At 56.4% G+C, this 13490-nt stretch carries 11 protein-coding genes; 3 read left to right on the top strand and 8 right to left on the bottom strand.

Going from position 1 to position 13490, the window contains the following annotated elements; translation table 11 throughout:
• Window positions 1-13 precede the first annotated feature (13 nt).
• The gene (locus MFLA_RS08855) at window positions 14-367 is read left to right on the top strand and encodes a TIGR01244 family sulfur transferase (RefSeq protein ID WP_011479950.1); all 354 of its coding nucleotides are present in this window, start codon (window positions 14-16) and stop codon (window positions 365-367) included.
• 82 nt (window positions 368-449) lie between these two features.
• Here MFLA_RS08855 and acs read toward each other — a convergent pair whose 3' ends face one another.
• Complete coding sequence (gene acs, locus MFLA_RS08850) at window positions 450-2414, bottom strand: acetate--CoA ligase (protein WP_011479949.1); 1965 nt, start codon at window positions 2412-2414, stop codon at window positions 450-452.
• A gap of 99 nt (window positions 2415-2513) precedes the next feature.
• Between acs and glnE the strand changes: the two genes are divergently transcribed.
• On the top strand, window positions 2514-5255 hold the full coding sequence (glnE, locus tag MFLA_RS08845) for a bifunctional [glutamate--ammonia ligase]-adenylyl-L-tyrosine phosphorylase/[glutamate--ammonia-ligase] adenylyltransferase (RefSeq protein WP_048811663.1): 2742 nt from the start codon (window positions 2514-2516) through the stop codon (window positions 5253-5255).
• Here glnE and MFLA_RS08840 read toward each other — a convergent pair.
• The 3 genes from MFLA_RS08840 to MFLA_RS08830 all read right to left on the bottom strand — a co-directional run bounded on the left by MFLA_RS08840 (window position 5252) and on the right by MFLA_RS08830 (window position 7967).
• Window positions 5252-5875 (bottom strand): HD-GYP domain-containing protein, encoded by a 624-nt coding sequence (locus tag MFLA_RS08840; RefSeq protein WP_011479947.1) that lies wholly within the window; start codon window positions 5873-5875, stop codon window positions 5252-5254. The genes glnE and MFLA_RS08840 overlap by 4 nt on opposite strands.
• Before the next feature lie 124 nt (window positions 5876-5999).
• Window positions 6000-6545 carry a DUF3828 domain-containing protein gene (locus tag MFLA_RS08835; protein ID WP_011479946.1) on the bottom strand — a complete coding sequence of 182 codons (546 nt, stop codon included), beginning with the start codon at window positions 6543-6545 and terminating at the stop codon, window positions 6000-6002.
• Between the two features lie 114 nt (window positions 6546-6659).
• Entirely contained in the window at window positions 6660-7967 is a 1308-nt protein-coding gene (locus MFLA_RS08830; protein ID WP_011479945.1) for a PQQ-dependent sugar dehydrogenase, read from the bottom strand.
• A 141-nt stretch (window positions 7968-8108) separates the two neighbouring features.
• Here MFLA_RS08830 and MFLA_RS08825 point away from each other — a divergent pair, with 141 nt between their 5' ends.
• Entirely contained in the window at window positions 8109-9215 is a 1107-nt protein-coding gene (locus MFLA_RS08825) for a methyltransferase (protein WP_011479944.1), read from the top strand.
• On the opposite strand, the gene MFLA_RS08820 is transcribed toward MFLA_RS08825, so the two are convergent.
• The 4 genes from MFLA_RS08820 to MFLA_RS08805 all read right to left on the bottom strand — a co-directional run bounded on the left by MFLA_RS08820 (window position 9212) and on the right by MFLA_RS08805 (window position 13304).
• Complete coding sequence (locus tag MFLA_RS08820) at window positions 9212-10831, bottom strand: Na/Pi cotransporter family protein (RefSeq protein WP_011479943.1); 1620 nt, start codon at window positions 10829-10831, stop codon at window positions 9212-9214. The genes MFLA_RS08825 and MFLA_RS08820 overlap by 4 nt on opposite strands.
• Before the next feature lie 167 nt (window positions 10832-10998).
• Entirely contained in the window at window positions 10999-11832 is an 834-nt protein-coding gene (locus MFLA_RS08815) for a hypothetical protein (RefSeq protein ID WP_011479942.1), read from the bottom strand.
• Window positions 11833-12003: 171 nt separating this feature from the next.
• Entirely contained in the window at window positions 12004-12273 is a 270-nt protein-coding gene (locus tag MFLA_RS15005) for a tetratricopeptide repeat protein (RefSeq protein WP_267864502.1), read from the bottom strand.
• Between the two features lie 350 nt (window positions 12274-12623).
• Window positions 12624-13304, bottom strand: a complete 681-nt coding sequence (locus MFLA_RS08805) for a PEP-CTERM sorting domain-containing protein (RefSeq protein ID WP_011479940.1) — start codon at window positions 13302-13304, stop codon at window positions 12624-12626.
• Window positions 13305-13490 lie beyond the last annotated feature (186 nt).

Below are 13490 nucleotides of genomic sequence, written 5' to 3'. Positions count from 1 at the left end.
CACAGGAGGAAAGATGACACTCACGACCAACACCTTCAGCGACAAGTTCAGCAGCTGCCCACAATTGACAGTGGAGCAGGTAGCTGACGCTGCTGCTGCAGGATTCAAAACCATCATCAACAATCGCCCGGATGGAGAGGGCGGCGCCGAGCAGCCCCGTAGCGAGGACATCCGACAGGCTGCGGAAGCCCATGGTTTACGGTATGTCCACATTCCTGTGGTGCCAGGCCAGATGACCCCTGCCCAAGTGGAGGAGCTAGCCGCGCTGCTGCCCAGCCTGCCGACGCCGATCCTGGGGTTCTGCAAGCTTGGGACGCGTGCAGTCAATATCTACCAGCAGGCATTGGCCAGAAGTCCGCAGTCATGATACTCATGCGCAATTCGTCCCTGGCGTAGAAACAAAGACGGCATCCTGAGGATGCCGTCTTTGTTTAAGGCCTGCCAGGGTTTCAGCCCGCTGACTGTCTGAGCTGATCGAGAATGGCGGGATTGTCCAGCGTCGAAATGTCCGATGTGATTTCCTCTCCCTTGGCGAGCGAGCGCAGCAGGCGGCGCATGATCTTGCCGGAGCGCGTCTTGGGCAGGTTCTCGCCGAAGCGGATTTCGTCTGGCTTGGCGATCGGGCCTATTTCCTTGCCTACCCACTCGCGCAACTGACCGGCAATGGTTTTGGCGGCTTCGCCCTCAGGCCGCTCACCCTTGAGCACTACATAGGCCACAATGGATTCGCCCTTGATATCGTGCGGTTTACCGACAATGGCTGCTTCAGCCACCAAGGGGTTGGCAACCAGGGCAGATTCGATCTCCATGGTGCCCAAGCGGTGGCCGGAAACGTTGAGTACATCATCGATGCGGCCCATGATCCAGAAATAACCGTCTTCATCACGGTGCGCCGAATCGCCTGCCAGGTACAGCCCGTTGAGCTCTTCGGGGAAATAGGCTTTCCTGAATCGTTCAGGATTGCCCCAGATGTTGCGTATCATCGAGGGCCACGGCTTCTTCACCACCAACAGGCCGCCGCCGGTGCCTTCGATATGGGTGCCGTCCTCTTCGACAATATCCATGATGATGCCGGGCAGGGGGCGGGTGCAGGATCCTGGCTTGAGGTCGATGGCGCCAGGCAGCGGCGCAATCATATGCGCCCCGGTCTCGGTCTGCCACCAGGTATCGGCAATCGGGCAGCGCTCCTTGCCGACCACTTTGTAATACCACATCCAGGCTTCAGGGTTGATCGGCTCACCCACGGTGCCCAGTAGCCTCAGGCTCGAGAGGTCATACTTGTGGGGTAGGTCGCCGCCCAGCTTGATCAGCGAACGGATGGCAGTGGGTGCGGTGTAGAAAATGCTGACCTTGTGGCGTTCTATCATTTGCCAGAAGCGGCCGGCGTCGGGATAAGTTGGCACGCCCTCGAACACCACTTGCGTACTGCCGAGCGCCAATGGGCCGTAAGCTACGTAGCTGTGGCCGGTGATCCAGCCAACGTCGGCCGTACACCAGAAAATATCGGTGGCTTTATGGTCGAACACCCATTTCATGCTCATGATGGCGCCAAGCAGATAGCCTCCGGTGGAATGCTGTACGCCTTTCGGCGTGCCGGTGGAGCCCGAAGTGTATAGAATGAACAGAGGATGTTCGGCATCCACCCAGACAGGCTCGCAATTGTCGTTCTCGGCGGCTTCAACCTCATGCCACCATGCGTCGCGGTGCGGATTCCAGGCAATATCCACGCCTGTACGCTGGTAGACGATGACTTTCTCGACCGATTCGCAGCCGCCCAGCTCCAGCGCTTCGTCCACTGAAGCCTTCAATGCTACCTGTTTGCCTCCGCGTATACCGGCGTCGGCAGTGATGACCAGCTTGGCGCCGACATCGACGATGCGCTCGTGCAGGCTCTTGGCGGAAAAGCCGCCGAATACCACGGAGTGGATTGCCCCGATGCGGGCACAGGCCTGCATGGCAACGATGGCTTCTATGCTCATGGGCAGGTAGATGATGACGCGGTCGCCGAGGCCGACCCCTTGCTTTTTCAAAGCATTGGCGAAGCGGCATACGCGCTGGTGAAGTTCCCTATAGGTAATGTTGGCGACATCGCCGTTATCGGCCTCAAAAATCAGCGCGATCTTGTTGGCCCGTTTTTCCAGGTGACGGTCTATACAGTTATAGGAAGCATTGAGTTTGCCATCGGCAAACCAGCGATAGAAAGGGGCATTCGACTCATCCAGTACCTCGGTGAACGGGGTCTGCCACGAGATTTCCTGCCGGGCAAGGTTGGCCCAAAAGCCGGTGTAATCCTGCTCAGCCGCATCGCATAAAGCCTGGTAGCCAGGCAATCCCGAGACGGTGGCGGCCTGGCGGAATGTTTCATGCGGCGCAAAAACGCGCGTTTCCGTCAGCACGGATTCAATGGACGACATAAATGCTCCTTCAAGACTTTATAATGAGGCTATGCTATCGGTGCTAGCGCACCTGTGCCGTTAGGAAACGAATTATAACATTTCATTTACAAATCCAAGATGCGCACACTATCACAGATTTTACAGGCAGATACACCCTTATCGCGGGATGAACAATATTTGTTGCATGCGGTCAAGTGCAGTCCTTTTATTGCTCGCTTGATCAATAGCGATGCTGGGTTGCTGACCGAGTTGGGCGCCACCCTGCATCGACCATGGACTGCTGCAGAGATGCAGTCATGGCTGGACAGCCACGAAGTCGTGGACGATGCCGGCCTCAAACGTGCGCTGCGCCAATTGCGCCGACGCGTCATGCTGCGTTTGATCGTGCGCGACCTCAATGGCCTTGGCGGGGTGGACGAAGTGATGCAGGTGGTAAGCACATTGGCGGAGATCAGTCTGCAATTTGCCTTGCGTCACATCACGGGGTGGCTGGAATCGCAATATGGCACCCCTATAGGCGAAGAAAGCGGCGAGCGCCAGCAGTTTACCGTAGTGGGTATGGGTAAGCTGGGTGGGAGTGAACTCAACGTCTCTTCTGACATCGATTTGATTTTTGCGTTTGCGGAGGATGGCGAAACCAACGGTGCGAAGTCGATCAGCAATTTCGAGTTCTTTACCCGGCTGGCCAAGCGCCTGATTGCCGCGATTGATGAGATCACCGAGGATGGCTTTGTCTTCCGTGTGGACATGCGGTTGCGGCCTTACGGTTCGGAAGGCCCGCTGGCTTGCAGTTTTGCCATGCTGGAGGAGTATTACCAGAACCAGGGACGCGAATGGGAGCGTTATGCCTGGATCAAGGGCAGGGTGGTTGCGGGACCGGATCAGGGCCTGACCGAGCTGCTGCGACCATTCGTATTCCGCAAGTATCTCGATTTTGGCGCATTTGCCTCCATGCGCGACCTCAAGGTGCAGATACAACAGGATGTAAACCGCCGCGACATGCACGACAACATCAAGCTGGGGCGCGGCGGCATCCGGGAGGTGGAATTCATCGCCCAAGTGTTCCAGCTGATTCGCGGCGGCCGAGACGCCAGCCTGCAAGTCAAGCCGACCTTGTCGGTCCTGGGGCTGCTGGAGGCAAAGGGTTTGCTGCCCACACATGCCGTGCGGGAATTGAGACAGGCCTATATTTTCCTGCGCAACCTGGAGCACAGGTTGCAGTACCTTGAAGACACGCAGACGCAGGATTTGCCAGTGAGCGAAGAGAGCCGGCGACGTATCGCGCTGGGTATGGGCTATGATGACTGGAACGCCTTTCTCGACGTGCTGGAACAGCATCGCACTGTAGTGCAGCGGCATTTCGAAGAGGTGTTCAACGACCCTGCGGATGAGTGTACCGAGCAAGAGGTGCCGCGACAGCGTGAAGTCGCTTTATGGAAGCGGGCGCTCCAGGGAGAGGAAGCGGTCGAAGCCATGGCACAGCTCAATTATCGGGAGCCGGCCGAAACCCTGCGCAAGCTGCTAAGTTTGCATGACAGCCCGCGTTACAAGCAATTGCCCGAGCTCAGCCGCCAGCGTTTCGACGCATTGGTGCCGCTGGCGATCAAGGAGGCTGCTCAGGAGGTCAATCCCGACCAGGCACTGATACGGGTTGCCGACCTGCTGGACAGCATTTGCCGTCGAGCGAGTTATCTTGCTCTGCTGGCCGAATATCCCTCGGCCCTGACGCTGGTAACGCGTATTGTGGCTGCCAGCCCATGGCTTGCGCAATACCTGACCCAGCATCCCATATTGCTGGACGAACTGCTCGATACGCGCAACCTGTATGCGGCTCCCGATTTTGCCGCCATGCATGCTGACCTTGAGCAGCGCATGACGTCACTTACCGGCGATCTGGAGCGGCAGATGGATGAGATGCGGCATTTCAAGCATGCCGCCGTGTTCCGTTTTGCGGCCAAGGATGTGGCCGGAGAGCTGGCATTGGAAACGCTCTCGGACTATCTGAGCGCATTGGCGGACATCATTCTGGATGTGGTCATCAAAACCGTCTGGTCAGTCCTGCGTCACCGTCACCGTGAGCAACCGCTGTTCGCCGTCATTGGCTATGGCAAGCTGGGAGGCAAGGAGCTGGGGTATGCTTCCGACCTAGACATCATTTTCCTTTACGATGATGAGGCGCCAGAAGCCGGAGAAGTGTATGCCAAGCTTGGACAGCGCGTGAATACCTGGCTCGGGAGCATTACCTCGGCCGGCACCCTCTACGAGACCGACATGCAGTTGCGTCCGGATGGGGCCAGCGGCTTGCTTGTGAGTTCGGTACAGGCTTTTCAGCTTTATCAGCAGGAAAAGGCCTGGGTCTGGGAGCATCAGGCGCTGACGCGGGCCAGGTTCTGTGCAGGTAATCCCCAGGTCGGCGCTACTTTCGAGTGCATCCGGGAAAGCGTGCTGCGCCAGCCGCGTGACAGGCAGTCGCTGGCTGCAGAGGTCGTGGCGATGCGTCAGAAGATGCACCAGGCGCATCCCAACCATGGTGAGCTATTCGACTTGAAGCATGATCGTGGCGGTATCGTCGATGTCGAGTTCATCGTGCAATACCTGGTATTGGCGCATGCGTCGCAGTATCCCGAGCTGACGCGTAATCTGGGCAATATTGCATTGCTCGACATTCTGGGTGGGTTGGGTCTGGTGAATGCGGCATTGGCGCACGAGGTGGCGCAGGCATATCGCGATTACCGGCGCCGCCAGCATGCCATCCGGCTGCAAGGGGACCAGAAGGCGCGCGTGCCGCTGGACCAGGTGGAACGAGAGGTGTCTGCTGTACGGCGTCTGTGGCAGCAGGTATTCAGCGATGATGCTTAGTCTGCGCGCGCCTGACTGTGAGGGATCACACGTAGAAAACGGGCCAAGACATCGGGGTCGGTCTTGATGCCTTCCTCTGCAGCCAGGATGTCGATGATGTCGCGATGGGCGCGTGCGCGATGATAAGGGCGCGTCGTCGCCATTGCGTCATAGGCATCGGCAATCAGCATGATGCGAGACGCCAGCGGGATGTCATCACCTGCCAGACCATCCGGGTAGCCGCTGCCGTCAAAACATTCATGATGATGACGGATGATGGTAGCGATTTGGTCAGCCTGGGGGTGCAGCGTGTTGCGGAACAGGCGCTCTCCCTTCACAGGGTGCATCTTCATGATGCCCCATTCTTCGGCGGTCAATGCTCCAGGCTTGAGTAGCACGTTGTCCGGGATGCCGATTTTGCCGATGTCATGGAATCGCGCACCCACGGCAAGCAGGTCGAGTTCTTTCTGGCTCAATCCGCAAGCGATGCCGATCTCGTGGGCGAGTAGCGACACCCGGTCGCAATGCTGGTGGGTATAGGAATCGCGTTCATCTAGGGCGATAAACAACGCTTGTGTGGACGCAGCCAGGTAAGACTCGAAGGAAGAGGGCGCGACTGCGGTTGATGCATCAAATGCCACAACCGGTTCCCTGCTGGTGTGTTGCTAATACTATCAATCTACATCCGTTTGAAACTGAATATACGTGACCTAAGTAATAGGCGCGTACATTAACATAGGCATCCGTTGATTGAAACCTCTAAGTTCAGCAGGCGGGATTCTTGTCGATGATGGATTGCAGGCTCTTTCCAGCTTTTTGTCCAGCAAATGGGGCGTGGTACTCGATATCGTAAATCATCCATTGGCTATTTTCCTTGTGCAGGATCACCTCGTCGCTCCAGCGTTGTACCTTGCCGTTTTGCTCCAGGCTGAAATGGACAGTTGACTGGCGGCCGAACTGGTTCGGGATGCTAGGTTCGATGGTAAAGCTGGTGTAACCGGCATCATTGGAAGTGAACAGGTCGCCACTAGACCAGGGGATGGGCTTGTTTCTTGTCCGGCAACGGTGCTGCTCGCGTAGCGAAATATAGAAAATACGATGCAGCTTTGGGATAAAGTGCCGGGAAACCGCATCAAGCTGTTGCATGTTTGGCAACCCAGCTATCTGATCGGTTTTCCGCAGCGTGGCGTAGTCGTCAAAAAAGCGGACGGCGGCTTCACGCGCGTCGTCCTTTTCCGATGTTGCCGCATTGACCGACAAAGTGCTTAACACACCAAAGCCCAGGGCGATGGTGAAAATTTTCCTGATCATGCATGCGGCTCCGGGTTCAGTCTGCAATGGACAAAGATGGCGCATTAAAACATGTCGTAAAAAACGCAGGCAACCCTTTGCGCTAGATCAGGAAAAAATCCGTGCTATTTCTCATTAATTTGCTGACGAGGTCACACGCCATATGGTGTTGCCCACATCGTCAGCTACCAGCAAGGCACCTTTCTGGTCCACCAGCACGCCCACGGGTCGACCTTGAGCCTCGCCCTGGCTGTTCAGGAAGCCAGTGAGTACGTCGATAGGGTAGCCGGAGGGCTTGCCCTCGGCAAAGGGCACGAACACTACCTTGTAACCGCTGCTGGGCTTGCGGTTCCATGAACCGTGCTGGCCGATGAACATGCCATTGGCAAACTGCTCAGGCAGCGTATTGCCTCTGGCTGCTGCCAGACCCAGTGAAGCAGTGTGAGGTCCGACAGCGTAGTCCGGGGCAATGGCCTTTGCGACCAGCTCCGGGCGTTGCGGCTTGACGCGCGTATCGACATGGCCACCATAGTAACTGTAAGGCCAGCCATAGAATCCCCCATCCTGTACCGAGGTAATGTAGTCGGGGACCAGGTCGCTGCCGATCTCGTCCCGCTCGTTGACTGCAGTCCACAATGCCCCGCTGTCCGGTTCCCAAGCCAGGCCATTCGGGTTGCGCAGGCCTGATGCAAAAATGCGGTGCTCGCCCGTCTTGGCGTCCACTTCCCAGATGGCGGCGCGGCCTTGTTCGATGTCCATGCCATTTTCCCCGATGTTACTGTTGGAGCCCACGGTGACATACAGCTTGCTGCCGTCCTGGCTGGCAATCAAGTTCTTGGTCCAGTGGTGATTGAGCGGAAGGCCAGGCAGGTCGACCAGCTTGGTGGGCGGGACGCTGATTTCCGTGGCGCCTTCCTGGTAGGGGAACGTGACCACTGCGTCTGCATTGGCGACATAAAAAGTGTTGCCGATCAGGGCCATGCCAAAAGGCGAATGTAAGCCCTTCAGAAAGACGGAGCGTTGGTCTGCTACTCCGTCACCGTCCGTATCACGCAGCAAGGTAATGCGGTTTGCGCTCGGAGTGGCCGCGCCAGCCCGCGCCATGACCTTGGAGGCAACCCAGCTGCGTAGGCTGAAACCTTCCTCCTTCGGGGGGGCGTTGGTTTCCGCCACGAGGATATCGCCGTTGGGCAGTTGGTAGAGCCAGCGAGGGTGGTCCAGGTGTTTGGCAAACGCATTGACTATAGTCCCTTCTGCGGGAATTGGCGTTGCATCCTCAGCCCATCCTACTGCAGGGGCAATATGCACGGTAGGAATCAGGCTGCTGCGTGGTTCAGGCAGCTCGGGTTTGGTGCCGGTTCCCGCAGAGACGGAAAGTTTTGCAACGTCGCCGCACGCGGCGAGAGATAGTACGATCAAGGCAGGAAACAAAATTGGGTGCATGGTGGTTGTCCTTTGTGGCATCCGGGTAGTGGGCGGTCATGCTCTATAATGAGCAAATAGTTTTATTTTGATTCTGCAACTGAATGACGCATTACATACCAAGAAAGTTCTGACTTGAGCACGCCCGCCTTTCCCGACACGATGATCTTCTGGCAGGAGGCCGCACAGTCACGCCAGGCCTTGTGGCGATCCGAGAACCATAGCAAGCCGCCAACGAGGGTGCAAGTGGTGGATGACGCTATCAAGGCGGACCATGCCTTCCGCCTGGCCTGTGAAGGCACGGCATTGCTGTGGCGAGGGGATTTCCAGAATGCCCGCCAGCTGTTGCAGGCCATGGCAAGACGGATAGATCGCAAGCCGACCAAAACCTCTGTCCAGCCTGCAGAGGCATTCCATTTGCACCGACAAGCCCAGGCGCAGCGGGCACGCGTGCTAGGCATGATGCTGGTGGAGCTGGACCAAGATTACAGCATCGCCTTGCGTCGCGCGCCCGATGTACGGGAAGCCTGCCAGCAGGCATATGGTGATGCCGTGCAGCCCTCCCTGATATCCCTGCGTGAACTGCAAGGCGTCATCGGCGCTTACGAGTGGCGCAAGAAGGGGGTGGAGGTGGCAGCGCTAGGCGCGCGGATCCATCCGCATTACGGTGTGTTTTCGCCAGTGCGTGGTGAATATGTCGACCTGGTGGCCCAGGCACCGTTGCCAGATAAGATGCTGGCGTTCGACATCGGCACGGGCAGTGGTGTACTGGCAGCGGTACTGGCAAAACGTGGGGTGCAGAAAGTCATTGCCACCGACCAGGATGCCCGTGCCTTGGCATGCGCGCGAGAGAATATGCAAAGACTGGGGCTGGAGGCGCAGGTGGAAGTGCTGTCGTGCAATCTCTTCCCGCCAGGCAAGGCACCGCTGATTGTCTGCAATCCGCCCTGGATACCGGCAAAGGCTAATGCCCCCATCGAGTATGCGATTTATGATCCTGCGAGCACAATGCTCAAGGGCTTTCTTGGTGGCGTTTCAGCCCACCTCACACCAGGCGGGGAAGCCTGGCTCATCTTGTCCGATATTGCCGAGCACTTGGAGTTGCGCACCCGCGAGGTGTTGCTGCGGATGTTTGAGGAGTCTGGACTCAAGGTCATTGATAAAATGGATATCCGGCCACGGCATGGCCGGGCCAGCGACCAAGCCGATCCTTTATACCTGGCAAGGTCGGCTGAAGTGACTTCCTTGTGGCGGCTCACGGCCGCCTAGGCCGCTGTTTGTGGCTGGCCAGAGCTTTCTTCCGGTGCTTCGACAATCGATTCCGGCTGATCGAAGCGAGACTGCAGCTTGCCGAATGCAAGCAGAGCCTTGGTCAGCTGCTGGTTGAAGCGCCGTGTTTCTGCCAGTTTGAGCAGGTCGTCGCCGCCGGACTCCTGGCCCCTGCGTTCATGTAGTACATCCTGAACAATGCGCTGTTTTTTCTGTTGGCGCTCACGAATGAATTGCCGGTAGGCATGGCGCAGCGCCGCCGAGTCGGGAGGCAGGGGGCTGTCGCTCAAGGCTTGCCAGTAAGGGATTTCCAGCTCGAAGGCAGCCGGGTCCTGATCCAGGTGCCGAGCCAGGGCCGGCAGCAATTGCAGAGCCATGGAAAGGCGAAGCTGGTTTTGCACGAGCTGATTGAGCAGTTCGGCTTCTTCTGCCGACATGCTTTGCTGGGCTAACTGCGCAATGTAGTGATGCAGGTTTTGCAGGATTTGCTTGTTATCCTCCAGCAGTTGCGCATCCAGTTCATGGTGCCGCCCCATCGTGAGTGCGAGGCGTGCGATCAATTGCCCGGCGCGCATGCCTTCCAGGCTCATGGCCTTGATCGCCAGACTGGGAATGGCCAGACTGGATTGGTCGAGGCTAAACGATCCTTGGTAGGTGGGTGCCTTGAATTTGGTTTCCAGCCAGCGGAGTAGCGGTGGTGTCAGGGGGTACATCAGCACGACACCCAAGGCGTTGAACATGGTATGGAACAATGCCAGGATGAATTGTGGCTGGGTGTCGTGAAATAACAGCTGTGCGATTTCCTGGATGCCCCAAAGCAGTGGTTTTAATAGTAGTAAGGCGACGATCGCGGTGAGCACGTTGAACAGCACGTGCAGGCTGGCGACCCGCTTGGCGGTTGCTGTGGCCGCCAAGGTTGCTAGCAGTGCTGTCGAGGTCGTGCCGACATTGGCACCGATGACGACTGCAGCGCCGATTTCCAGCGGGACGGCGCCAGTGGATACTGCAGTGACGACGAGGGCGACGACTGCTAAGGAGGCTTGCATGACGACCGTGAGCAGGATGCCTGCCAGCATGGAAAGCAGGATGCCCCAGACGCCCAGGCTGGTGAGGAAGGCGAAATCGATATTGATAAAAGCCGAGTCGAAGCTGGTCTTGAGATAACCCAGTCCGAGAAACAACAGTGCGAATCCGGTCAATGCCTCGCCGATGCCCTGCCGGCGGGAGTGCTTGCTGAGGAGCTTGAGCATGACGGCGATGCCGAGGATGGGCAGCGCCAGATCGTCCAGCTTGATGCCGCCGCCAACGACTGCCACCAGCCATGCACTCAGCGAGCTGCCCAGGTTACTGCCATAAATAATAAAGGCTGCGGCGGAAAGTGAGAGGATGTTGGCATTGGCGAAGCCGATGGTTGCTACGGTGACTGCGGTGGAAGACTGGACGGCGAGCGTGCTCACGCTGCCGATGAAAATGCCTTGTAGCGGCGTGCCGGTCCAACGTTGCAATAATTGCATGAAGCTGGGGCCCGCCGCGGTTTTCAGGCCGCGCGTCATCCAATCTATGCCTAGCAGCATGAGGCCGATCGCCCCTAAGCCCATGAAGAGATCAGACCACATTAAGTTGTTGATGCCTCTGTATGCAGGGAAAACATTAGTTTAACCCGAAGTGATGCTGGGCCAGCCCTTAGTTGAAGTGACTAAGGACGCAGTCTGGAAAATAGGAGATGGAAATGAAAAAGGAGAATGCCGATAGGCATCCTCCCTTGACGTGATGGGCAAGAGGCTTATTTGCCGACCTTCAATTTGCCACCTGTGCCTAAGCCACCTTCAACTTCCTGCGCCTTGTAGTGGCGTAGTGAAACTACCATTTTGTTGTAAGCATCCACGAATGCAGCAACAGTTGCCTTGCCTTCAGGCGTGCGGGAAAAGCCGCCAAGCCCTCCTGCCGCCCCGCCGCCAAATGCACCGAGTGCGGCACCATAATTAGTGGCGGTGGCATTGCCTTCCGCAATACCGATTTGCAAGGAAGAGCGGATATCGTACAAAGATAATGTTGCAACGGATACCTTGGATTCCAAGGAGCCAGCCAATGCACCTACGCCGTTGCCAATCAGGCTGCCCAAGGCACCCGCAATTTTACCGGTGGAGTCGTTGTCGATGATGATGGCTGGTTCAAGAAAGTAATCGGCAGCCACGCGCGGCCCTTTTTGCTGTTTGGATCCAGCGCGAAATTCGACGGAGTTGCGTTGCTTATCGGTAATGGCCGAGATGTGCCCATCGGTATGACTGTTGCCGATAGCTGTGATTACAAAGCAGTTTGATTGCTGCACCGCCAAGCGCAATAGAGGTTCAATGCTGGTGACTTTTGTGGCGGAACCGAAAGTGGTGAACCATTCTTTGTCGCGGCCGTCATCCATGGCAATGGTGCCAAGCGGGGCTTTGCAGCGCTCCAGGTTGGAGTTTGCATCTGCACTGGTACTACCTGCTGCACCGGAGGCCACGGTTGGTGAGGAGCCGGTGGAAAGCATACCGCCCAGGCCAGGACCATCAGTGCTGACGCAACCGACCAATGCCAGTGGCAACAATACCATTGCCAGGTTAAGTTTTTTCTTGAACATGCTTAATTCTCGCTAGGGTTGAGGGGTGAGGTAATCGTTGGCGTATCAATAAAAATGCCAGGAAGATCCGCGCCAATAGCTGCGGTAGCTATAGCCGCTATGCCAATATCCGTACCAGTAAGGCCGATAAAGATTCAGCCACCGGCGGTATTCCACTTCATTTTTTTTGGTTTACTGTGCTTGTTCCAGCAGTGTTTGCGCTTCCTGATTACCCTTGCCTGCGGCCTGGCTTAGCCAGGATTCAGCTTCGGCAGGGTCGGAACCCATTTCTTCCAGCCCCATCAGGTAGAAACGGCCGACCGCGAGCTGGGCATCAACATCGCCATGCTCTGCTGCATGACGCATCCAGGTCAATGCTTGATATGAGTTGCTGGTGATGCCATCGCCACGGAAATACCGCAGTCCAAGATCAAAAGCTGCGCGCGGGTCTTTTTCTGCCAGCGCGGTAAGTTGCTGGATCTTCAGCTTTTCTTCTGGAGAGGTGGAGGACTCGGGGGCAAAGGTGGATCCGCTGCGGTGACGGTCAGAGCAACCTTGCTCATCGCATATGTGAATAGTGTGCTTGCTTGGGCTAGACGCGCAACCGGAGGTGCTGACTAATTATAGTCAGCAATATAAGAAAATTCTTCATTGGTGTTTGAGTTATTTTTTTAATCAACGCACTCAAATGATCATTTGATCGAAGGCAAATCCAGATGCTTACTTCAATGCCGAGATGATTATTCCAAGATTTTCAATATGAATATGAGAGGGGAGCGCTACTGCATAGCTTGCAGTAGCGCTTGAGTAGCTTAGGCTTGCTTGCGACGACGTGCTGCGAAGCCTACTGCACCCAGGCCCAGCATGAGCATGGCATAGGTGGATGGTTCAGGTACTGCGGCTACTTGGTCAATCTGGAAAGCCAGCGACTGGGAGAAGCCGATGTCGAAATTGAGGGTGTAGGAAGTGATGGGCGTGGAAATACCGCTCAGATCCCAGGTGAAATAGTAATAGTCGGCAGCGGTGCCGGTATCAACGAAGTTGACCAATGTGCCGGCAATGGCCTGATCGCCACCATTGTAGCTCAGGCTCAAGGAGAATGGGGTGCCGCCAAAGGATCCATCAAAGTCATTGATGATGCCTTGGAATGCGAGGGAGGAGATGTTGCTGGCAACGGTGTTGTCGCTAAAGGTGATGGAAGCATTACCATACAGGCCCGCACCTGCAGGATAGTAGGAGCCGGAAATCAGTGTCAGTAGTGCATCGCCTGAACCTGCTACATTGCCAGCGGTACCGGCTTCCAGTTGTGCGGAGGTCAATGGGTCGGGGTTGCCCTTGGCATCGGTGCGGTTGCGATTCAGTTGGTTCCAGCCGTCAAAGGACACGGACCCTGCAACGTCAATAAAACTCTCATGGGTTGCATTCGCTTGAGCAAGGCTTGCTACGGCAAGAAGGCTGGCACCAATGATGGCACGAACGGATGTCATGTTCATTCTGTTAATTTCCTTAGTATTGATGATGATCAACCGGACTCTCCCAATGAAAATCCGGACACCTTCGCCGAGCTATCTTGCAATGAGCACAAGGATGAACTGGCGAATTCTCATTTGATTTACAAATAAGAATGATTTGTATTATGTTTATTTTTTCTTATGTGTCAACTCTAACTCTTCTTTTTG

This window comes from Methylobacillus flagellatus KT, from assembly GCF_000013705.1.
Taxonomy (GTDB): domain Bacteria; phylum Pseudomonadota; class Gammaproteobacteria; order Burkholderiales; family Methylophilaceae; genus Methylobacillus; species Methylobacillus flagellatus.
Note: the sequence above shows the minus strand (reverse complement) of the source record. Positions and strands in the feature narration are given on the sequence as shown.